Genomic DNA, 22,779 nt, shown 5'->3' on the forward strand with positions numbered 1-22,779 from the left:
CCTGACTATGTTCTGTCGTAACTGTTTATGCCACTCAAAAACTACCTCGACCAACGGCCTGCTCTGAAGCGGTGGGTGCATTATCTTCTGATTCCGCCCGGAGAGGCCCGGCCCCGGCGATGGGTTAGCTGGTTTGTGAATCCGTTCATTCATCAACGTCATGCGAAAGCCCGCATACGCTCGTCGGTGCGGTTGGATGTGCTGCCGTTCAATTCATTCATGCTGGGAGCCGGTAGTCTGATCGAAGCTTTCAGCGTGGTGAACAACGGCGTTGGGCCGGTTGAGATTGGCATGAATACGCTGTTGGGCATTGGAGCCGTGATAATTGGGCCGGTGCGTATCGGCAACAACGTGATTATGGCGCAGCACGTGGTGCTATCGGGGCTAAATCATGGGTATGAAGACATCAATTTGCCCATTCGGGAGCAACCCGTTACTACCAAACCCATTGTTGTTGAAGACGATTGCTGGATTGGGGCTAACGTAACCATCACGGCAGGTGTAACCGTTGGGCGGCATTCGGTTGTGGCGGGTGGCAGCGTCGTCACGCGCGACGTACCGCCTTTCAGCGTAGTGGGTGGCAATCCGGCCCGGCTGCTCAAGCAATATAGCACCGACACCAACCAGTGGGAATCTGTCAATCGCAGCGTCAAATCTGACTGATGACCCGTTCAAACTCTTCGGCTCGCTTCGCCCAGGTATTATTCCGGGCCATTTGTATGCGTTCGGTTACGCGGGCAGAGCTGTTATCGACCAACGCCCGACGCAGGGCTGCTACAAAATCGTCGGGCTGATCGGCTCGCTCAATAACACCGTCGAAGTCGTCCAGAATTGAAAAGTTTGTTGACACAACCGGCAAACCAGCCGCAAGATATTCGTTGATTTTCAGCGGATAAATGGTGTACGTATGCTCGTTTCGGGTAAACGGAATCATGGCCGCGCTCATCCGGCCCAGCAGCGCAGGCAGTTCGGCGGGGGCAAGGGGTGGAATGAACTGCACATTCGGGCAACCGCCCAGTTGCTGTAGAATGGCGGCATCATCGAGCTTACCAATGAACTGAAAATCAACATCGGGCATGGCCTGTACGCAGTGCGCTACCAGCCGCAGGTCGATACGGTTGTCGGCAGTGCCCAGATAACCGATAATTGGGCGGCTCTCCGGCGCAGGCCGGACTACTTGCTGCGCCTGATGAAACAAGTCGAAGTTAACGCCATTTTTTACGCAGAACGTGCGGGGCTGAATAGTCTCTTTCGCCCGGCGCAAGGTTTCGGACGTAGTTACTACGGCATCGACCCGGCGCAGGTATTGCTGCTCGTAGCGGGAGCCGTGCCGCCCCGACCAGCCGTTGGCCGTTATTTCATCGAAGCAATAATAAATTGTTGCCCACTCGTTAAGCCTGCTGAGCATCGAAAGCCCGTATACCGGATTAAACGCATTGATAATCAACGGTTTTTGCATACCCAACCGCTTCATTGTCTGCCGCAGTCCCCGAAGCATCCGTCGGCTGTTCCAGGCATGGAGCCGGTCGTGCAAATTTGCCGACAGCCAGTTGATGGGCAACATCGGAGCCGGGTTCCAGACGTAAAGTTCTCCCCCGTTTTCAACCGATTTAATCAAGAGCGGATCTTGCAGCCGAAGTACGCGCCCGACGGGTAGGGTTTCGCGGCCCCAAACAGCCTTTGCAACGTCTTTTGCGGTGTACTGATAGTCGACGTACAGCACCCGATGGTTGCGGGCAGCCAGTTCGGTCATTAGTTGTACTACCGCCTTCTGGTAAGGTCCTTCCCACGATGTTTGCCCAACGCAAATGATGCTGTCAAACGGACTCATAGCTATCTGACGTGGGCGTCGGAGACGTTTTTTTAGCGAATTTAGGATCGTCGAGGTCGGTGGGTTGCCGCTGGCTGAAGTAGAGACTGAACTGCCACGAAAGTTCTTTCCAGACGCGCTCAACCAACGCCTGCCCGAAGGTGCCGCTTCGCTGGAGCGTGCGCGGACCCGTCCAGGCGCGGGCCTTATTGCTACGCACCTGCCGAACCTTGCCGTATGGCATCAGATCTAAACACAACCGCCCATCGTCGCCCCAGAAATTAGTAATGATGAAACCTACCTTCAGGCCGTATTCTTTGACATAGCCCATGCTGATGCCGTAAGCGTTCAGATACGGACGCTTAATCTGGCGAAATTCGGCGACGGCATCTTTCATGACTTCGAGCAGGGCCAGTTTCCAGCGCGGGAAGCCCGGTTCACTAATAAACGAATAACGACCATATACGCACACCACCCCCGGTTTCGCCAGCACCTTCATCATCTTATCGACCCAGCAATCGGGGTAAAAACAATCGGCGTCGGCCAGCAGAATGTAGGTGCCAGCGGCATTTTCCTGCCCAAACTGACGCGCCGGACCGCACCCCTGTTTCTTCTCAAACAGCGATTTTACGTGCAGCCGATCCAGTGTTTGCTGGGTTTTATCCGCCGAGTTGTTGTTGATGACAATAATCTCGAACGGAACCGTTGTTTTCTGCTTCGACAAACTGGCTAAGCATCGCAGGATGTTCACTTCTTCGTTATAAGCCGCAATCATCACACTCACAGCGGGCGTACTGCTTTGTACGCGGTCGAGGTCACGGTTTACAGCGTCGAAAACGCTATCGGGTATGTCTTCGTAGCGGGCATAGTCGAAGCGAAATGGCGTCAGCCAGGCGGGGTTAGTAAACAGGTGCATAGCGTTGTTGATTGGCGTAACGGCTGGCTGGCCGGGCCAGCTCTTCGGGTTCAGTGTCCCACCGTTTACAGGTTGTGAAGAGGATTGACGTAATGTACAGCGTTGTGCTGGTTGGAAACTGCCCCAGAATCGGGTTTGAATAGCTGGTCAAAGCCATTCCTACGAACTCAGCCAACAGGGCAATCATAACGATTCTCAACCAATTGTCGTTGAGCTGCCAGATGGCGCGTACACCCAGCAGCACAATCCCGATGAGCATCAGTATATAAATGGAGACGCCCACTATGCCCGTTTCGATCCAGAGCTGAACATACCAGCTATCGGGGGCAATTTGTGCGGCAAAATGGTTCGGCGAAAACCGCACACCGGCCCCCGACGACGAACCGATACCGGCCCCAAACGGCAGGTCTTTCATGTAGTTACGAAGCTTCTGCTGATTTTCGAGCCGGACTAAAAACGAAGCATCCTGCGTTGGCCGAAGGGCTGTTCGGATGCGGTAAATCTGGTAGTTCGAATCGCCGAGGTGCGTAAACATCAGGATTGCCAGAACAGGGGCCGCCACGGCAATACCCCGCAAAACCGGTCCGACGCGTCGCAGCATAAAGAGGTAAACCGGATAGCCCCCAACCAGTACAAACAACGCACTACGCGTACCCGAAACGGCAAAACCCCAGAAATAAATTGCAGCCAGAAAGACAAATAAAACCTTACGAATCAGCGACCTGTCTTCAAAAAACCAGATTAGACACAGTAGCGTAACGCCTGCCATTTCAGAACCGAACTGCCCGGCGTCGGAATAAAACGAAAAACTACGCAACTGCCCCCACAGAACGTGCGTCCGCTCGGCCCCCGACGCGAGCCAGGCTTGTTCGGAAGGTGTCAGCCCGATGTACTGCTGTTTGAATGCCCATAAAGCCCCCAGAAACGACCAGGTTAGCCAGATTCCAACAAACCATCGAATATCTCTCCGGCTGATGGGCAGCACCAGCACGACGATTGCCATCAAAAACCAGTTGAGCGAGAACGACCGGATGTGATAAAACCAGGCAGGTCGGTACGGCGCATCGGGGTTGAAATATTCAAGTAACGTGTAGGCCAGCCAGATAATAATCAGCAGGAATACCGGGTGCTTCAGCCGTTTCCAGTCCATGCGTTTGCCGTTCAGAAACGCGCTGACCAACGTCAATACCAGCAATCCATCGAGCACGGTTCCCATCGGGAAGTCGATGGTCAGGAAGCGTGTCATACTGAGCATAAAGCTCAAGTTGAGGTAAATAAACAGCCCGATTTTAGGCTGAACCAGTATACTGCCCAGTACAAAAACACCCACTGGCAAACCTACTGCCATCAGGCCACCCAATATGCCGAAATTACCGATTAGCCAGCCCGTTGCTGCGGCATATAGCCCTACCAGCAGGCCAGATACCCATTGGTTGCTACGGAGTTGATCGGTCAGGGTTATGCTTCGGTCGAACATTGCTTTATACGGCTCGTTGTGCTTTTACCCACATTCCCGACAGATTCCCCTGCCGGAATCGGGCAAAACCCAACAATACACACCAGTTCATAAACACAAAATAAAACGGCACAAACGTGAGTTTCCAGCGTGTTTGGCGGCTTTCGAGTAAATACCCTACGTAGGCTGTGAGGTAAAAAATGGTTTGCAACCCAAACAAAGCCCACCAGAAACCGGGCATCGGCAAGCCATTGAGTGGGCCGGGTTGCGTGAGCATAAACAGATTGAGCAATAGCAGCAAGGGTAAACAGAAGGGCGTAACGGCCCACCGAAGCACCCGATGCGAAACGTACTGAAAACTGAGCCAGCCATACTGAAAAATGTTGAGCAGATGCCCCAGCCGCCAGATCGATTGGAAACCGCCCGTAGCAATGCGTATCTTACGTTTCATCTCTTCGCTCACTGAGTGCGAAGGCCGTTCGAGGGCGTAGGCATCGGGCGCGTAGGCAACGCGATACCCCCGGCCCGCAATACGAAGCGAGATCATAAAATCGTCGAGCAGGGTGTCTGTTTCAACCGGCTCGTAGAGATTTGTGCGCACCGCAAACAGTTCGCCAGCCGCGCCCACAATGGTATGCAATTGCGCATCGAGCCGTTTTAAAAACGATTCGTATCGCCAGTAAAGCCCCTCGCCACTGCCTGCTGCCGCTTCTGCCGAATGAACGCTGATTCGTTTTTCGCCGGTAACGGCTCCCACTTCTTCGTCGGAAAACCAGTTGACCAAACGGCTAATAGCTTCCTTATTCAACTGCGTATTGGCGTCTGTGAACACTGTAATGGGCGTTTGTACATAACGCATGGCCTTGTTCATGGCCGCTACTTTGCCCATCCGCTGATTGCCCGACAACACGGTAAGATTCGGGACGTCGGCTTTCCGGCTGTCGAGATATGCTGCCGAGCCATCGGTTGAGCCTTCGATAACAAACAGTAAATGCAACCGCCCGGCAGGATAGTCCTGGTCTAAACAATTCTGAAGCTTTTGGGGCAGATAGTCGAGTTCGTTGTATGCCGGTACAATCAGGGTCACGTCGGGCCAAGGGGTGCCTGCCAATGAAAAGCCACCCGGTTCTTTCCGCCGACCGCGAAGCTTTACCAGCACCCACGTTAGAAGGCCGTATCCTATGTATGTATAGAACACGAGAAAGGCCAGCACAACGAATGTAAGACTAACGATACCGTAAATCATGCTCATTGGCGTTTCCATTTGCGCTATACCGGCGACATACTGTTTGAGCGAATATTCCATGCAACAGCTTGCCATACGGCCCGCAGGTGAATCCATTGACCAGCTATCAGGTGCGATACCATATGTTTCGGAAACACAAGAAAAGTAAAAAACAAGTAAAAAACTATTCGTTGAAGAGATGTACAGTGCCGACGCATAAACAATATCCGGTTTCGCATCAGATAATACGTGCGTAACGGGCTACCCTGCCCAACCGAAACCGATTCTTTGTGCAGAATGGTAGCCGAGGGTTGGTAGTAAATCAGGAAACCCGCATCCCGAATCCGCTGCGACCAGTCGAGTTCTTCGTAGTACAGAAAGAACCGCTCGGCAAATCGGCCAACGCGCTCCACAACCGAACGTTTCACCAGCATGGCGCAACCGTGGGCAAAATTGGTCGGCCCCGGCTCGTCGTATTGCCCGGCATCGGTCTGATTATAACCGATAGCCGTTGCCGTACCCGTAAACATATTCATGGGCCTGTAGCCGGCATACTGAATATAGTGGGGTTCGTCGTAGAATCGAATTTTGGGACACACAACCCCAATCCGTTCATCCTGGGCAAACGGCTGGAGAAGGTTGTCCAGAAGCGTAGGCGACAGTTCTGTATCGTTATTGACAATAAAGAAGAAATTACCTTTTGCCACGCTCATACCCAAATTGTTACCTCCCGTGAACCCTAAATTCGTTTCACTTCTTACGCAGCGGACGTTCGCGTAATGGCTTAGATCGACACAATCAGTCAGCGACGGTGCCGATGCGTTGTCGACTACAATAATTTCGATATTGGGGTAAGTCAGGTTGCGCGCCGAATCTAAAAACTGCCGGGTGGTTTCAGCCTGATTATAATTGATGGTGATGATAGAAACCAACCGCGACGAATCGTTTGCTACACGTTTTCTTTCTGCCATAAGCTGAAAATGGTTCGCCAGATAATGTACATATCTGTTTTGAACGAAAACGTGTTCGCGTACTCAATATCGAGCATAATTCGCTCGTGATCCGACATTGGCCCCTGCCCTTTCGCCCGCTTTTTAACTTGCCAGAGTCCGGTTAGCCCGGCGGGTCCGGCGAATCGCTGCGCAAACTCGTCGGTCGTAAGGCGTTCGGCTTCGTAGAGTGGCAGCGGTCGGTTGCCTACCAGCGACATATCGCCGAAAAGCACATTCAGCAATTGAGGCAGCTCGTCGATGCTGCTATTGCGCAGAAATTTGCCTAACCGGGTGATACGCGGGTCGTTACGGAACTTTAAAAACCTGGCAACTTCCTCGTTTTCGCGCAGATACAGTTTTTCGCAAATTGTTTCATTTTGCCCAAACAGCGGTTGCTGGCACGATATTCCTTTCTGCCGACAGGCTGCGCATAGAAAATTACCCCCCAACGGAAACTCATCGCTTAACTCCTCTATTTCTGTTTTGGCATAAATATTGTGACTCGCGAGCTTCCCTATTTCCTGGTCTGCTTTAACTTTCATGGTCCGAAACTTGTACATATCGAATACATGATAGTAAGCTCCAGCTCGCTTCGACCGATACATGATTGGCCCTTTTGAGTCGATACGAATCAGAATAGCCACCACGACCAATAAGGGCGACATAAGAATCAGTAATGTCAGCGATACAGCGATGTCGATAGCCCGTTTCCACCAGGGAAGCTTAACTGGGTTCAGCGACCTGTCGTGTTCGTCGCGTGTAGCCGACAGAACGTGTCGGTTTAAATCGAGGTAATAACTCACTTTAGTAAAAATTTTCTCTAATTCGTTGGTATCCAGCAACAAGTCTGTTATTCCGTTCAAGGGTATTGTTTCTGCCATAGCCCTTTCTGCGCGATTTCCAATTGTCAGCACCGGAACCGATTGTACTGTAGGATTGCTTCTGACCGCTGTGACCACATCATATTCACTGAGTTGGTCAACCACAATCAGGTCAACGCAAGGCGAGCGAGTTAACCATTGCTCTATCTGCTTCCCATCTCTTAACCAGGTCACAAGGCCAAACTTGCCGAAAGCAGCACGCAGGTAAGCAGCGACTGCTTCATTTTTCTCCACCAACAGAAGATGAGGTTCAAGACGACGATCCACAAAAATGACGTTGATGAATGTAAAACAATGGCAACCGACTGTACACTGGCACACATATTGCGAGGGATTAGATGCCCTGCATTAAAGAAGTATGGATAGAATGCGTGATTTTAGCTGCTGTAGTGGATGCAAAGCTGATCGTTTTGTCGAAGAAGCGAACCGCTCCCGGTCATCGTTAATCGGAATAGCGGCTCGCCGTAAAACAGCCCGCAACCTGGCTTTCACTTCCAATGGGTTAAATGGTTTTGAGATAAAATGGTCTACGCCCTGCTCAAGGCAGTCGATGCGTGTATTGCTGTCGGTAGCACTCGACAACACCACAATCGGCGTATGGCGCAGCAAACGGTTGGTACGAACTAACTTGGTAATGTCAAGGCCATTAAATTGAGGTAACTCCAACTCTGTCAATATACAGTCGAAGCGGTCACCACGAACCAACAGGCGGGCTGCATCCTGACCGTTATCGACTACAGTTATATTAAAATCGCTTTCAAGCGTTTTTGCCAGAATACCCGCTACGTAGGGATTGTTATCCACTACGAGTAAGTTGTATCTATCGTAGTTCATTGCACTGGGTGATTTGATATTTTAGACTGCCAAGCATAAAGCTGGTTACTACATCATTTATCCACTTAGTAAGAACAGGGAGTTTTTTTAGGGGGTTATTTCGCCCTTTTATGGCTACGAAAGCAACTTTAATAATTTTTAAATTTCCCACACATTCTGAGCAAAAATGCTTAAGTAGAATAACTTGAGTTGCGGCTGGAAAGTCATTTTGCGACTGGCAAAAACAGAGCTGTTTTTTTGCGCTAACTGGTTGTTTTTATCTCTAAAATCGTCTCTTTACTGGCATAACACCCTAATAATCAGATGGGTAATTATACTGCAAAGCTGCATCGTAAAGTAGCCTGATTCTCCTACAATGTAGGATTTTGTACATATGTTATTTGTGACTCATATGTTACTATGTGTATAACAACATAAATAGTCGAGCAATAATTAGCTTGCAAAAACTTTGGCAAATAAGCCTTTCTACCTGTTGACATACGTGGAAATCGGCACAACTTTTGTGGCCTTTATAGGTGCATATAAATGTGATATGGAAATTTATTATTCGGTGCGTTACCTGCCTGTTTAGTACAACATAATTAGCCCTTCAGACAGGTTCCACTCCGCTTCTTAGTATCGTTCACCCCCTCCTTCTTCGTCCGCCAAGCGCGAAATTTCATCGTCTAAGTCTTCGTCTGTCATTCCTTCAATTGGCATATCGTCTGTATCATCAGCATTTGAAACTTCGTCGGTGGCATGGCGAGCTGTAACAGTGTCTGTATACAATAACGTATCGGTAGCTTCCTCCTCGCCGGGGTTCATAACATCGGGGCTATTATTAACGCCCAGACCTGCGTAAGCCACAACGTCCTGTTCGTCGGTATCGTCGAGTGCGTTGCTGCGTTGTGGCGACACGCCTTCCAAAGGCCCGCCCGTACTCTGGTCTACACGCTGCTGATTGGAGTTATTCAGGTTTTCCATTATCGTCTGAGTTTTGTTTTAACTCATCTAACGACCGAAACCGAAAAGAGTTTGCGCCTACTTCCAGACTACTATTTTCTGGTTTTGCGCCGGTCGATTCTGGCTTGTAAGCCTCAGCAGATATGTTCCGTCGGGCAGGTTAGCCAAATCGAACTGAGTTTCCCGGTTAGCCTGTACGGCCTGAGCAGACAACACGACCTGCCCCGACAACGACAACACATCAACCTGCCCGTCATACGGAGGCCGAACCGTCAGGTACCGATCCGTCGGATTTGGAAACGCCCAGGGGCTAACCGGCTCTTCGGGCGAAGCAGTGATAACGATCTTTTCCGAGACGTTTTTCAGGTAGCGTAATCCACCCGCCTGACTGCCCAGCATCAGGTCGGGCAGTTGGTCGCCGTCGAGGTCGGCGGCAGCAGCAATCAGGCTGATACCCGGCAACCCGATGGCCGGCAACGAGTCGAGCAGCGTGAGCGGCTGGCTGAGCGATGCAGCATCGGTGCCTTCGGGAAAGCGGTAGATACGCACTCGCCCGTCGCCATTGGCGGTGATAAGTTCGTTTTTCTGGTCGCCGTTCACATCTGTCACCACCAGCGAACGCACACCGACATACGCTGAACCATCGTCGGTAAAGCCGCCGAATCGCTGATTCTGAAGTTGAAATGTCGGGGTTTGGGCCGTACCAGCGTTTCGATAATGTAAAATAGTACCGTTGCTTTTGCTGATAAGCAGGTCGGGCTTACCGTCGCGGTCGATGTCAGCCACGGTAGGCAGGTCTGAGAGCTGCATCAGGCTGGGCGTGGGCCAGATTGTGGCACGGGCCAGGTTATACTGTGCGGCTGTGCCTTTCGGGGATGCATTAACTAACACGCGCATTTCGACTCCCCGCGCCCCGTTGCCGGTCAGCAGCAGATCAACGCTTCCGTTGTTGTCAATATCCACAAATGAAGGTACAATGTTCGACAGGTTCAGCGTTTTGGCAACGTCCAGATAATCGGTCGAACTCAGCACAAAAGCTGGGTTCTGCGTAGTTCCCCGGTTTTCAAAGTACCACAGCCCGGCGCGGTACTCACTGCCCGACTGGATGCCCGCATAGCCCACAACCATGTCAGCGTCGCCATCGCCGTCGAGGTCGGCTAAGGCGGGTGCGGCCCGTTCGCCCAGATCGAGCATGTCGTTTTGCAGAAAATCTTTCCGCACGAGCCGGAAATTGGACTTCTGATTGGTACCCACATTCTTGTAGAACCAACTCGATGCCCGAAAATCGAACGCCTGATTTTCGTTGATGTCCACATTGGGCGAGGCCAGCAAATCAGTTAAGCCATCGCCATCGACATCTTCCAGAAAAGCGGCTGGAAACGCCGGAAACAGGACTGGGTTCTGCTCCGGAAACAGGCTGTCGAAGGCCACATAAGCCGCCTTATCATTGTTGGGGCCGTTGCTGCGAAGCCGCGCCAGGTTAGCACACGACACAAACCCGAACAGCATGTCTTTTTTGCCATCGGCGTTCAGAATCGTTACCGTGTTGCCGGTGTGCAAAGGCCGCGCTCCCGGTACGCTGCCCGGCGGTTTCGGGTCGGTTAGCCCACCGCCACCCGGTTCGGTGTCGCATTGTATGCCAAACTTGAAATCATTGCAGAACTCTTTCTGGAAACGCCCCCAGCAGGAACCACCCACGCGTTTAAAATCAAGGTTAGGTTTGCGTGTGCGTTCCATACTCATATTCTGCTGATACGCAATCTGATTGCCGGTAGGGTCGAATGTCAGAATATCGATGTCGCCATCATCGTCATAGTCAGTAATGGCCGGTATATCCGAGGCCGACACATACAGCGGCAGGCGGCTCGAAAATCCTTCGGTGTTGAGTGGGTCAGCCACAAGTTGAAACGTTACCTGATTGTTCGCCGATTCATTTCGGAAGACGCGCATACTTCCCGACCCATGCGTAAAGAGGTCTTTGCGGCCATCTTTGTCATAATCAACCAGTAGCATCCAGTTGTATACAGCCGGGAAACGCAGCTCATACTGGGGGGCGTGTTGCCAGGCAATGCCGCTGCCCGTGGGGTTGTCGATAGCCACGAACGTAGTGATTTTGCGGGTTGTACGGTCAAATACCACCAGATCATCGCGGGTGTCGTTGTTGAGCCGGATGGTCGAGTACTGGGCTGCGTTCAGGCCACCAGCCCACGGATTGAGTAACGTTTGCCCGTTGACCGTAACAACAGGGCGCAAATCATACCGAAAGCCAACCGTGGTCGACTGGGCCAGGCTTAGTAGCGATACCAGCAAAAAACAAAGCGTAAACAGCTTTTTCATTTTACTTTTGGATGTAAAACACAGAGACACTCCGTGTTTGAAAACGTTGAAACTACTTTATTCTGATGATTACCACCGACCAACTATACCATAAATTTCTGGAATGTACGGGCGTTTCGACCGATACGCGCCGAATTACGCCCGATTGCCTCTTCGTTGCGCTGAAAGGTGCCAATTTCGACGGAAACCAGTTTGCCGGGCAGGCACTGGCAGCGGGGGCGCGGTATGCCGTGGTCGACGACAGTGCCGTAGCCGCTCAGCATCCGGGGCAGTGTTTGCTGGTAGCCGATGGGCTAACGGCCTTGCAGGACCTGGCCCGCCACCACCGCCAAACGCTGACCATTCCGGTAGTGGGTCTGACCGGCTCGAACGGCAAAACCACTACCAAAGAACTCATCGCGGCTGTGCTGTCGAAAAAGTACCGCACGTTTGCCACGCAGGGCAACCTCAATAACCACATTGGCGTACCGCTCTCGGTGCTGTCGATTACGGAGCAATACGAAACAGCCGTGATTGAGATGGGGGCCAATCACCAGCGTGAAATTGCGCTGCTGAGTTCGATTGCAATGCCCTCGCATGGTATGATTACCAATATTGGCAAGGCGCACCTCGAAGGGTTTGGCGGGCTGGCGGGCGTTCGCATCGGCAAGGGCGAACTCTATGATTTTCTGGCTGCTTCAGACGGTACGGTATTCGTCAACTGGCAAGACGCTACCCTGCGCGAAATGGCGGCTGAACGCTCGTTTCAACGACTTGTTCCGTATTGGGGTAATGGCGAATTTACGCTCATTCAGGAAGCTCCAACTGTAATTTTTGAAGGCCGTCAGGCACCCGGCGTTCGGGTTCAAACCAACTTACCGGGCGCGTATAACTTCGCGAACATGGCTGCGGCCATTGCCATTGGGCAGTATTTTGGCGTTTCATTTGCCGACGCGTGCCACGCTATCGCCGATTATAATCCGACAAACAACCGCTCACAGACCGTGGTGCGGGGTACTAATACCGTGCTGTTGGATGCCTACAACGCCAATCCGAGTTCAATGGCCGCAGCTATCCGGCAGTTTGCGCAAATGCCGGCCCAACGCCGGGCCATTATTGTAGGCGATATGTATGAACTGGGCGACGACAGCGAAGCCGAACACGCAGCCCTCGGCAAACTTATCGCCGACTGCCAGTTCGATCTGGTTATTTTAGCCGGCAAAGACACCAAATATGCCCTACCCTACGTACCAAAAGCCTACTATTTCCCCGACAAATTTTCACTGCATAACTGGCTGATGGACAACCCGATGACCGACACACATGTGCTTATCAAAGGCTCACGTGGCATGAGCCTGGAGAGTGTAGTGCCGTTTATCTGAACAGAACCAGGATTCTTCACAAAATCGGCACCATGCTCAGGATTATCTTCATTGTTATTGGCGTAATCGCCTTTATTCAGTCCGCACCACCTTTCGAGTCGGAAATTCGAGCATTTGAGCGGGCGGATAGCCTGACGCCCCCGCCCGCGCGGCCAATTCTGTTTGTAGGCAGTTCGTCTATCCGATTCTGGAGCAGCCTGACAGCCGACTTTCCCGACAAGCCCGTACTGAATAGGGGGTTTGGCGGCTCACAATTGAGCGATGTTATCCGGTATGCCGACCGGATTATTGTTCGCTATCAACCGAAACAGATTGTACTTTATGCGGGCGAAAATGACATTGCCACCGGGAAACAAACAGGGCATCAAACCTACGAGCGATTCGTGACGCTCTTTCGCTACGTTCGGAAGCGGTTGCCCGGTGTTCCGTTCGTCTATATTGCCATTAAACCAAGTCCATCGCGTTGGCACTATGCGGCTGAGATAGGCAAGGCAAATCGGCTTATCGAACAATTTTTACGCCAGCAACGGCGTGTTCAATTCGTTGACATCCGGCCAGTTATGCTCCAGCCCAATGGTCGGCCCATTGGGTCGCTGTTTCGGGCCGACAGCCTGCACATGAACGCCAGCGGATACCGGCTTTGGGCACAGGCTATTCGGCCCGTACTGCGCTAATGGCTATTTGACCCGCGTCCAGGTGCGTGTTTTTTTCAGGAAACCGAGGCCCATTACATAACCGCTTATATCGAGCGAGTTAGCATCGCGCAAGGTTAGCTCACAGCCATAGGTCCGGCCATCTTCGGGGTTATACACTTGCCCGTCGGTCCAGACGTTGTTGCCTTTATAGCGCAGGTTAGTCATCATGGTCAGGTGCATCAGCGGGCGGCTGCGGAGTTTTACATCAGGATTGAGCCGGTCGGTTTTGGGTTTGTTGGTAGCCGGGTCGTTGGGTTCGGCCATCCAGACCATGCGACCAAAGTACCGCCCGCCCTGTTTATAGATTTGTACCTGATTTTTTCCTTTGGAACTCAGCCATTTACCCAGAATAGCGTCGGGATTGTCGGCAGAAGCAACCATCGAAAAAGCGAAATAGAAAAGCAGCGTTGAGACAAGCCGGGTCATGTATAAATTAATTACTTCAAGAACAGCGTTGCTTATTATAAACGACAAAAACCACCGAACTGGTAAATTTTTAGCCGCTTAATCACGAAAATACGCATCGGTTAGTCTTTCTGCCCGTTGCACTCTATTTTTGCACTTTACTAAGAAAACAACCGGGCCAGCAGCCTACAATGCTATTGGCTGTTAACTGTTAACTGAAATGCAAACTGCCACTTACGTTCCCTATAAGGTAAAAGACATTGCGCTGGCCGAGTGGGGCCGCAAGGAAATCCGGCTTGCCGAAGCCGAAATGCCGGGCCTGATGGGTCTCCGGGCCGAATATGGCCCCACCAAACCGCTGGCTGGTGCCCGTATTGCGGGTTGCCTGCACATGACCATTCAAACCGCCGTTCTTATCGAAACGCTGGTTGAACTGGGTGCCGACGTAACCTGGTCGTCGTGCAATATTTTCTCAACGCAGGACCATGCCGCTGCGGCCATTGCGGCTGCCGGTATTCCGGTATACGCCTGGAAGGGCATGAACGAAGAAGAGTTCAACTGGTGCATCGAACAAACGCTGTTTTTTGGCGAAGATCGCAAGCCGCTCAACATGATTCTCGACGATGGTGGCGACCTGACGAATATGGTCTTCGATGTATATCCTGAACTGATTTCAGGCATCAAAGGGCTGTCGGAAGAAACCACAACCGGGGTTCACCGCCTGTATGAGCGTATGAAAAACGGTACGCTCCACTTGCCTGCCATCAACGTAAACGACTCAGTAACGAAGTCGAAATTCGATAATAAATACGGCTGCCGCGAGTCGCTGGTCGATGCTATACGCCGGGCTACCGACCTTATGCTGGCTGGCAAAGTGGCCGTTGTAGCTGGCTATGGCGATGTAGGCAAAGGCTCGGCTGAGTCGTTGCGGGGTGCCGGATGCCGCGTATTAGTTACGGAAATCGACCCAATCTGCGCTTTGCAGGCCGCTATGGATGGCTACGAGGTGGTGCCGATGGACGAGGCCGTAACCCGCGCCAACATCTTCGTAACGGCCACGGGCAATGTGCGCATCATCAAAGACCGGCATTTCCGGGCCATGCGCGATAAGTCGATTGTGTGTAACATCGGCCACTTCGATAATGAGATCGACATGGCGTGGCTGAACGAGAACTACGGCCACAGCAAGAGCCAAATCAAGCCGCAGGTCGACATGTACGAGATCGATGGTAAAGAAATCATCGTGCTGGCCGAAGGTCGGCTGGTAAACCTTGGCTGTGCGATGGGGCACCCCAGTTTTGTGATGTCTTGTTCGTTTGCCAACCAGACACTGGCACAACTCGAACTGTGGGCCAACTCTGACAAGTACGAAAACAAAGTGTATGTACTGCCCAAAAAGCTTGACGAGAAAGTAGCCGCTATGCACCTGGCCCACGTTGGCGCGAAGCTCGAACCGATGGAGCAGGAGCAAGCCGACTACATCGGCGTCAACATCGACGGTCCGTTCAAATCGGAAATGTACCGCTATTAAAATCCGAACCAGGATTAGCTGAGATTTACAAGATTAAACAGGATATCTGAACCGGGATTAGCGAAGACTTTCAAGATTCAACAGGATTCTACGCTGCGCTTCTTTGATTGGCGGAAGTAGAACGATTCGGGCATCGCCTGCCACAAATCAATCCTGACCAATCTTGTAAATCCTGGCTAATCCTGGTTCAGATTTTTTTATATTTGTTGGTAGTGATTTTGATGGTCATTTCACTATGAAACCCTAACGGGCGACGACGTATTGCCCGGCTTCGCTTTGCGTTTAAGCGAGATTATCTCTTAAGCATTGGCAGACAATGAACCGACTGTTATCCGTGCTGTTTCTGTTGACAACGTTTCTGCCCGCTCATGCGCAGCAGACCGTTATTGACACCCTGCACTGGAGCGCAACACGTCGGCTGCAATTGTCTGATTTTCGCTCACCAACGCAACCCGGTTTGGGCGGCTCCGAATTTTATTACCAGATTGCCTACGAAGCCAAACCGATTGGGTTTCGTAGTGCGCCCGCCATCGAAGCCTTTTGCCTGATGTTCAGAAATCTGTCGTGGGTATCAGAAACGGCCCGTAACGAACGGACGTTAGCCTACAATCAGGTGCTCTTCGACCTGGTGGAGATTCATACGCGGCAGATGAAAGCCAAACTCATTGCCTTGGGTGCCGACCGTAATTTTAAACAACAGGCAAAGCAAATTGAGTACCTGACCAATTCAGAATTAGGCTCTGAAGTAAATCGTTTCCGGGCCGAAACGGGCGGGGGCGATGATCTGGCGACGCTGCAACGCTGGCAACAACAGGTGGTGCAGCGACTTTACGAAACGCCTGATGTTCAGACAATTTATCGCGCATCGAAAGTTGGGTATGGCTTTTTTGCAGGCGGTGGCGGTGCGGTGCCAATTGGCCCGGTAGCGCAATCGCTCAACCCGCAGGCTGGCATAGCGTTTGGTCTCGACGTAGCCATTGGGCGTACCCTGTTACTCATACATCCCACGCTGTATAACGGTACAATCCGATCCGGTTTTTCGCATCAAAATCTGACGTGGGAGACAGGGATGCGTGTTAGCTCTACTCTACTCGAAGCCGGGTTAGGTCATATTACCTACGATTCGCCCCGCGCCCGGCTGATTCCTTATTTCGGTTATCGGCTGCTCGAATTGTCGCCCCGCAACCGAGACGACGAACGTTACAAGACCCATTCGCTGCTCAACCATGCTCCTGCTGCCGGGCTGCTGTTTGATCTGAAATTTGGCAGCAACGCCCGCCGGGACGACCGCTCCGACGACAGTTTCTGGTTCGTGCGGACCAAAATTTCGTATAGCCCCATGCTGAATGGAAAACCTTTTTCGGGCGGGTTGCTGAACCTGCAAATCGGCATAGGTGGCTTCGGACGAATGCGCAAAGTGAACTACCGCTCCGAACGTACCGTGATTCCGCTATCGGGAAACGGTATTTGATGTTTCGGTTCAGATAGCAACATACTCTTTGAGGCTAATCGATTATCTTTACGATATAGATTATCTCTCCTTCATGCGCCTTTCTGCTGTAGCCCGCTGCGGCTTGCTTTTCTGCTTTGCTGCGTTTCAAACGCTCGCCCAAACGTCCGAACGCTTTACCCGCGCCGACTCGCTGCGGGGCGGTTTGCGGCCCGAACGCACCAGCTACAACGTGCTGTTCTACGACCTGAGTTTAAGCGTTGACCCGGCTACGCGGTCTATTGCAGGCAGTAATACCATTCGCTACAAAGTGGCAACGCCGTTTCAGCGGATGCAAATCGACCTGTTTGCCAACATGCAGGTGCTGTCGATTACACAAAATAAAAAACCGCTTCGCTACACACGCGACGGTAATGCCATTTTTATCACGATGGCCGACAAACAAAACACCGGGCAGGTTCGCGAACTCACCATCAGTTACAGCGGGCGGCCACAGGTGGCTAAAAACCCGCCCTGGGACGGTGGTTTTGTGTGGCGCAAAGACACGACAACGGCCCAAAACGCCGATTGGGTAACGGTAGCCTGCGAAGGCACGGGCGCAAGTTTGTGGTGGCCCAACAAAGACCACCTCTCCGACGAACCCGATTCGATGCGTATTCGCTGCCGCGTACCAACGGGCCTGACCTGCGTGGCAAACGGGCAGTTTCGGGGCCAGAAACCGGTTAATAACGGTCGGCAAACTGAATGGACGTGGTTTGTGAACTACCCAATCAATAACTATAACGTTACGCTTAACATCACCGACTACGCGCATTTTTCTGATACGTACACGGCCAAAGACGGGCAGAAACTGGCCCTGGATTATTACGTGCTGCCGGGTAACGTGGAAAAAGCGAAGGCGCATTTTGAGCAGGTAAAACCCATGCTGGCGTGTTATGAAACCCACTTTGGCAAATACCCCTTCTGGCGTGATGGGTACAAATTAGTCGAAACGCCGTACTGGGGTATGGAACACCAAAGTGCAGTAGCCTACGGCAACAAATACCGCAATAATCCGTTTGGTTTCGACTTCATCATTATCCACGAGAGCGGACACGAATACTTTGGCAATAGCCTGAGTTGCGCCGACCACGCCGAAATGTGGATTCACGAATCGTTTACGACCTACGCCGAAGCTCTGTTTATGGAGTGTACGCAGGGGTTGCCGCGCACCATCGAGTACCTGAATAACCAGCGTAAACTCATTAAAAATGAACACCCTATGCTGGGGCCGCTGGGCGTCAACGCCGATCAGAAAGATACCGATATCTACTACAAAGGCTCCTGGATGCTCCACACCCTGCGCTTCGCCGTGAACGACGACGCCAAGTGGTTTGCAGCCATCAAAGCACTGGCGACCGAGAAACGGCTGTCTATCGTGTACACCGACGAAGTTGTTGATTTTCTATGCCAGAAGACCGGCATTAATCTGCGCCCGCTGTTCAATCAGTACCTGCGCCATCCGAAACTGCCCATTTTTGACTATAGCATCGACACCACCGACAAAAGCAGGCCAACAATCCGGTATCGGTGGCAGAGTAACGTCGCTGGTTTTAACCTGCCCGTACAAATCAAGACAGGTGCGGGACAGTGGCAAACGCTTGTACCCGGTCAGGAATGGAAAGTTGCGCCGTTGCCCGGCAACACAGCAGAAGGCTTCGCGATCAACATGAATCAGGGGTTATTCGCCCTACATGCAGCAACACAAACCACCAACTGAGCGCGACGCTGTTCGGGATATTCATCCCGAACGACGTAACAGCGGATATACATCCGCGTTGGAAAGCCAACAAACGCGGACGCATGTCCGCTATTAAAACGTTCGGGATGAATATCCCGAACAGCGTCGCGTAACACAAACCATCAATCAAGCACTGCCTGGAACGAATGAAAAAACTCCTCTTTTTTGCTCTGATACTTGCCGGGTTGTCGGCCTGTAATCCGGGCTATCATCTGACAAATCGAACGGCTACGCGCATCGGTGTCGATTCGATAGCGGCCCCCGCCGACAGTAGCGTGTCCCGCTTTCTGGACCCATACCGGCAGAAGTTGAACCAAACCATGAATGAGGTGCTGACCCGCTCAACGGGCCGCATCGAAAAAGGTCAGCCCGACGGCCCGCTCAACAACCTGCTCACCGACGCCCTCCTACAGCAATCCATCCAACGCTACGGCAAACCCATCGACTGCTCGCACCTGAACTTCGGCGGTATACGTAACAATCTGCCCGAAGGCAACATTACGACCGGGTCAATTTTTGAAGTGATGCCGTTTGATAATCAATTGGTTGTGATGACCATGACAGGCGCGATGCTGCAACAACTGATGAATCACTTCGCCAGCGGTAATAAGCTGGTTATGGGCGGCATACGGACCAAAATCCGCAATGGGCAGGCGCAGAACGTTGCGTTTACCAACGGACGAACGCTTCAGCCGGGCGAAACCTACGTAGTTGCCATGAGCGATTACGTAGCTGACGGGGGCGACAATGCCGGCTTCCTGAAGAACCCAATCAAGCGCGAAAACATCAACTACCTCATCCGCGATGCCCTGATCGACTATTTCCGGCAGCAGGGTAAATCGGGTCAACCACTCAATCCCGTTACCGATGGACGCATCAGCCTCGAATAGACGCCAATTTTTGAAACTGCTGGGTACTGCCGCCGTGGTTGGGTCGATAACCCCCGACGTGCTGGCCGCCCGGAAAGCTACGTCGATTACCATTCTGCATACCAACGACGTACACAGCCGACTCGATCCGTTTCCGATGGATGGGGGCCGCAACGCGGGCCGGGGCGGGGTGGCGCGTCGGGCAACGCTACTCCGGCAGATTCGGCAGCAACAGGCCAACGTGCTGCTGTTCGATGCGGGCGACGTGTTTCAGGGAACGCCGTATTTCAACCTCTATAAAGGCGAACCGGAAATTCTGGCTATGAACCAACTCGGCTACGACGCCGGAACGCTCGGCAATCACGACTTCGACGGTGGCATCGACAACATGGTGACGCAGTTTGGCAAAGCCACGTTCCCGGTATTGATTGCCAACTACGATTTTAAGAACACGGTCATGGATGGGCACACGATGCCCTACAAAATTTTTCGACGCGATGGCGTCCGTATCGGCGTATTCGGTCTCGGCATTCGGCCCGATGGACTGATTCCGAAAGATGCCTACCGCGAAACCAAATACCTTGACCCCATTGAAATAGGTAACGACATGGCGGGCAAACTGCGTCAGAACGAAAAATGCGATTTCGTAGTGTGTTTGTCGCACCTCGGTTTCAAGTACGATGGCCCGACCGTTTCAGACAATGTTCTGGCCGCCAAAAGCCGAAACATCGACCTGATTATCGGTGGACATACGCACACGTTCTTAGACGCTCCCGTGACAGTCAACAATCTTGATAATAAACCCGTCTGGATTAATCAGGTTGGGTTTGCGGGCATCAACCTGGGCCGAATCGACCTCACGTTCGAACGCGGCAAAGCCACCGTTTCGGGGCAGGCAATGGAGATCAGGTAAGGGGAACACGGATGCAACGGATTGACGCAGATTTCTACATAAAATCCGTGTTGATCCGTTCAATCTGTAAAATCCGTGTTCCCCTTCGCTGTATCTTTGCGACATGAAATTTGGCGTTGTTGTATTTCCCGGCTCGAACTGCGATCAGGACGCGGTTGATGCTCTCGAACTGATGGGGCAACCCGTTGTGAAACTCTGGCACAAAGACCACGACCTGCAAGGCTGCGACTTCATTATTCTGCCCGGCGGCTTCTCTTACGGCGACTATCTTCGCACGGGGGCTGTAGCGCGGTTTTCGCCTATTATGACCGAAGTCATTGCCCACGCCAATCGGGGTGGCTACCTCATTGGCTTCTGCAACGGCTTCCAGATTCTGGCCGAAGCTAATCTTGTGCCGGGCGTATTGCTCCGAAACACCAATCAGCAGTACATCTGCAAAAACATTTATCTCCGCCCCGAATCGACTGATGCGTTGCTGACGGCTGATCTCGACAGACGGGCCTACAAAATTCCGATGGCCCACGGCGAAGGCCGCTACTTTGCCGACGCCGATACACTCAAGTCGTTGAACGACAACGGGCAAGTGCTGTTTCGCTACTGCGACGAAGCTGGCAATATCACCGACAACGCTAATCCGAATGGCAGTCTGGAAAACATTGCCGGTGTATGCAACGCGAATAAAAACGTGTTTGGCATGATGCCTCACCCCGAACGAGCCGCCGACCCCATGCTGGGCAACACCGACGGGCGTATCATTCTCGAACAGATGCTAAGAGCGGTGATGGTTTAAGAATTGAGTGGTAGGGTAAAAAGGTGTAGGGTGTAAGTGGCTCCGCTGGAAGTACTTACACCCTACACCTTTTTTACCCTGTACCCTTTATGCGTTCTCGGCCTCAAGCACCGGATAGTCTGTGTAGCCTTTTTCGCCGGGCGTATAGAACGTAGAGAAGTCGGGCTGATTCAGTTCGACACCAGCCTGAAGGCGGGCCACAAAATCAGGGTTTGCCAATACAGGTCGGCCAAACGCCACCAAATCGGCTCTACCGCTTTGCAGGACTTCCTCGGCCCGGTCGGCGTCGTAGCCGCCACTCAGAATCAGCGTGCCTTTAAAACGGTCACGGATGTCCGATACAATATGCGCTGGCACGGCAGGCGCACCCATCGACTCATGGTCGACCAAGTGTACGTACACCACGCCGAGGTCATTCAGTTTTTCGGCAATGTATCGATAGGTCTCGTCAGTCTCGGCGTAGGGCGCAATGTCATTGAAGAGGCCGTAGGGCGACAACCGAACGCCCACTTTATCGAAACCGATGGCCTTACCGGTTGCTTCGGCTACTTCGAGCAGGAAACGGCTCCGATTCTCAACGCTGCCGCCATATTCGTCGGTGCGCTGATTTGTGCCGGGGCTGATAAACTGTTCGATCAGGTAACCATTGGCACCGTGTAACTCAACACCATCAAATCCGGCTTCTACAGCGTTTTGGGCTGCTTTCACAAATTCCTGTACGGTTTGTTTCACCTCCTCGGTGGTTAAAGCACGGGGAGTTGGGTGGTCCTGCATTCCGGCCTGATCGGTGTAAATCTGCCCATTGGCAGCAATAGCCGATGGGGCAATGACCTCGGCAGTTTCGGTTAGGTTCAGCCGATGACCGATGCGGCCCGTGTGCATCAACTGCATGAAAATTTTTCCGCCCTCGGCATGAACGGCATCCGTAACCTTACGCCAGCCTGCCACCTGCGCGTCGCTGTGGATACCCGGAATACGAGCGTAACCCTCGCCATTGGGCGACGGAGCCGTTCCTTCCGTTATGATCAACCCAACCGACGCTCGTTGTGCGTAGTAGGTAGCCATAATGTCGGTGGGCAGGTGGTCGGCAGTGGCCCGGTTACGGGTCATGGGTGCCATCGCGATATGATTAGCCAGAGACAATTGGCTCAAATGAGCTTCCGAAAACAGTTTTTTTGCCATTGATTTATGTCATTTTTACACGCCGTTACGGCATATCAACTCAACTAAATATTTAAAAGTTTAAATGTTTATGATCAAATTAATTAAGTTAGTTTGGTCAGAAAGCCCGATAGTAGTTGCAGAGACTCCTTGTTGAGTGTCAGATACAGGTTGCGGCCTTCCTTGCGGGCGTTCACCAACCCGCTCTCCGTCAGTAGCTTAACATGATGCGACACACACGGCTGCGACAGGCCCGTGAGTTCCTGAACATCGCTGCACGTCAGGCTACCTTTATTCGATAACTCCAGTAAAATAGACAGCCGGTATTTATCGGCAATGGCTCCGGTAGCCTTTTCAACAAAGCGATGTTCCATAGGGGGTAGTTAGCGTATCTCAGGGAGCGAATCAACGATATCTTTAGTAAAGAAACA

21 protein-coding genes are annotated in these 22,779 nt (G+C 52.2%); 9 read left to right on the forward strand and 12 right to left on the reverse strand.

Annotated elements, in window-relative coordinates:
* The first annotated feature begins 27 nt into the window (after positions 1 to 27).
* Positions 28 to 663, forward strand: coding sequence for an acyltransferase (locus AWR27_RS16675; RefSeq protein WP_077132213.1), 636 nt, complete (start codon positions 28 to 30; stop codon positions 661 to 663).
* Here AWR27_RS16675 and AWR27_RS16680 read toward each other — a convergent pair.
* The 9 genes from AWR27_RS16680 to AWR27_RS16720 all read right to left on the reverse strand — a co-directional run bounded on the left by AWR27_RS16680 (position 650) and on the right by AWR27_RS16720 (position 11,393).
* Positions 650 to 1,831 (reverse strand): glycosyltransferase, encoded by a 1,182-nt coding sequence (locus tag AWR27_RS16680; protein WP_077132214.1) that lies wholly within the window; start codon positions 1,829 to 1,831, stop codon positions 650 to 652. The genes AWR27_RS16675 and AWR27_RS16680 overlap by 14 nt on opposite strands.
* Positions 1,818 to 2,726, reverse strand: a complete 909-nt coding sequence (locus tag AWR27_RS16685; RefSeq protein ID WP_077132215.1) for a glycosyltransferase family 2 protein — start codon at positions 2,724 to 2,726, stop codon at positions 1,818 to 1,820. Before AWR27_RS16685 ends, AWR27_RS16680 begins: the two co-directional genes overlap by 14 nt.
* Positions 2,710 to 4,203, reverse strand: a complete 1,494-nt coding sequence (locus AWR27_RS16690; protein WP_077132216.1) for an O-antigen ligase family protein — start codon at positions 4,201 to 4,203, stop codon at positions 2,710 to 2,712. The genes AWR27_RS16685 and AWR27_RS16690 overlap by 17 nt, the downstream gene beginning before the upstream one ends.
* 4 nt (positions 4,204 to 4,207) lie before the next feature.
* The gene (locus AWR27_RS16695; protein ID WP_077134040.1) at positions 4,208 to 5,434 is read right to left on the reverse strand and encodes a glycosyltransferase family 2 protein; all 1,227 of its coding nucleotides are present in this window, start codon (positions 5,432 to 5,434) and stop codon (positions 4,208 to 4,210) included.
* A 17-nt stretch (positions 5,435 to 5,451) separates the two neighbouring features.
* Positions 5,452 to 6,378 (reverse strand): glycosyltransferase family 2 protein, encoded by a 927-nt coding sequence (locus AWR27_RS16700; RefSeq protein WP_077132217.1) that lies wholly within the window; start codon positions 6,376 to 6,378, stop codon positions 5,452 to 5,454.
* Positions 6,357 to 7,262, reverse strand: a complete 906-nt coding sequence (locus tag AWR27_RS16705; RefSeq protein ID WP_269466603.1) for a sugar transferase — start codon at positions 7,260 to 7,262, stop codon at positions 6,357 to 6,359. Before AWR27_RS16705 ends, AWR27_RS16700 begins: the two co-directional genes overlap by 22 nt.
* Before the next feature lie 366 nt (positions 7,263 to 7,628).
* Positions 7,629 to 8,114 carry a response regulator gene (locus tag AWR27_RS16710; protein ID WP_077132219.1) on the reverse strand — a complete coding sequence of 162 codons (486 nt, stop codon included), beginning with the start codon at positions 8,112 to 8,114 and terminating at the stop codon, positions 7,629 to 7,631.
* Positions 8,115 to 8,726: 612 nt separating this feature from the next.
* Positions 8,727 to 9,077 carry a hypothetical protein gene (locus AWR27_RS16715; protein WP_077132220.1) on the reverse strand — a complete coding sequence of 117 codons (351 nt, stop codon included), beginning with the start codon at positions 9,075 to 9,077 and terminating at the stop codon, positions 8,727 to 8,729.
* 57 nt (positions 9,078 to 9,134) lie between these two features.
* Positions 9,135 to 11,393, reverse strand: coding sequence for an FG-GAP-like repeat-containing protein (locus tag AWR27_RS16720; RefSeq protein WP_077132221.1), 2,259 nt, complete (start codon positions 11,391 to 11,393; stop codon positions 9,135 to 9,137).
* Between the two features lie 65 nt (positions 11,394 to 11,458).
* Here AWR27_RS16720 and AWR27_RS16725 point away from each other — a divergent pair, with 65 nt between their 5' ends.
* Together AWR27_RS16725 and AWR27_RS16730 are read left to right on the forward strand one after the other, a co-directional pair.
* A complete protein-coding gene (locus tag AWR27_RS16725) occupies positions 11,459 to 12,754 on the forward strand; it encodes a UDP-N-acetylmuramoyl-tripeptide--D-alanyl-D-alanine ligase (protein ID WP_077132222.1) in 1,296 nt (431 codons plus the stop codon).
* A 32-nt stretch (positions 12,755 to 12,786) separates the two neighbouring features.
* Positions 12,787 to 13,428, forward strand: coding sequence for a GDSL-type esterase/lipase family protein (locus AWR27_RS16730; RefSeq protein WP_077132223.1), 642 nt, complete (start codon positions 12,787 to 12,789; stop codon positions 13,426 to 13,428).
* A 3-nt stretch (positions 13,429 to 13,431) separates the two neighbouring features.
* Here the strand turns inward: AWR27_RS16730 and AWR27_RS16735 are convergent, their stop codons facing one another.
* Entirely contained in the window at positions 13,432 to 13,875 is a 444-nt protein-coding gene (locus AWR27_RS16735; protein ID WP_232325860.1) for a DUF2147 domain-containing protein, read from the reverse strand.
* Between the two features lie 199 nt (positions 13,876 to 14,074).
* Here AWR27_RS16735 and ahcY point away from each other — a divergent pair, with 199 nt between their 5' ends.
* The 6 genes from ahcY (at position 14,075) to purQ (ending at position 21,187) form a co-directional block, all read left to right on the forward strand.
* Positions 14,075 to 15,385, forward strand: a complete 1,311-nt coding sequence (gene ahcY / locus AWR27_RS16740; protein WP_077132224.1) for an adenosylhomocysteinase — start codon at positions 14,075 to 14,077, stop codon at positions 15,383 to 15,385.
* A 316-nt stretch (positions 15,386 to 15,701) separates the two neighbouring features.
* Entirely contained in the window at positions 15,702 to 16,856 is a 1,155-nt protein-coding gene (locus tag AWR27_RS16745) for a hypothetical protein (RefSeq protein WP_077132225.1), read from the forward strand.
* A 73-nt stretch (positions 16,857 to 16,929) separates the two neighbouring features.
* Positions 16,930 to 18,594, forward strand: coding sequence for a M1 family metallopeptidase (locus AWR27_RS16750; RefSeq protein ID WP_077132226.1), 1,665 nt, complete (start codon positions 16,930 to 16,932; stop codon positions 18,592 to 18,594).
* A 167-nt stretch (positions 18,595 to 18,761) separates the two neighbouring features.
* The gene (locus AWR27_RS16755) at positions 18,762 to 19,505 is read left to right on the forward strand and encodes a membrane lipoprotein lipid attachment site-containing protein (RefSeq protein WP_077132227.1); all 744 of its coding nucleotides are present in this window, start codon (positions 18,762 to 18,764) and stop codon (positions 19,503 to 19,505) included.
* Positions 19,483 to 20,397: a bifunctional metallophosphatase/5'-nucleotidase gene (locus AWR27_RS16760; RefSeq protein WP_077132228.1), complete on the forward strand. Its 915-nt coding sequence runs from the start codon at positions 19,483 to 19,485 to the stop codon at positions 20,395 to 20,397. Before AWR27_RS16755 ends, AWR27_RS16760 begins: the two co-directional genes overlap by 23 nt.
* 103 nt (positions 20,398 to 20,500) lie before the next feature.
* Positions 20,501 to 21,187 (forward strand): phosphoribosylformylglycinamidine synthase subunit PurQ, encoded by a 687-nt coding sequence (gene purQ, locus AWR27_RS16765; protein ID WP_077132229.1) that lies wholly within the window; start codon positions 20,501 to 20,503, stop codon positions 21,185 to 21,187.
* Between the two features lie 87 nt (positions 21,188 to 21,274).
* Here the strand turns inward: purQ and AWR27_RS16770 are convergent, their stop codons facing one another.
* Both AWR27_RS16770 and AWR27_RS16775 read right to left on the reverse strand, forming a co-directional pair.
* On the reverse strand, positions 21,275 to 22,369 hold the full coding sequence (locus AWR27_RS16770; RefSeq protein WP_077132230.1) for an alkene reductase: 1,095 nt from the start codon (positions 22,367 to 22,369) through the stop codon (positions 21,275 to 21,277).
* Between the two features lie 83 nt (positions 22,370 to 22,452).
* The gene (locus AWR27_RS16775; protein WP_077132231.1) at positions 22,453 to 22,722 is read right to left on the reverse strand and encodes an ArsR/SmtB family transcription factor; all 270 of its coding nucleotides are present in this window, start codon (positions 22,720 to 22,722) and stop codon (positions 22,453 to 22,455) included.
* Positions 22,723 to 22,779: the final 57 nt, after the last annotated feature.

This window comes from Spirosoma montaniterrae (assembly GCF_001988955.1).
GTDB classification, from domain to species: Bacteria; Bacteroidota; Bacteroidia; order Cytophagales; family Spirosomataceae; genus Spirosoma; species Spirosoma montaniterrae.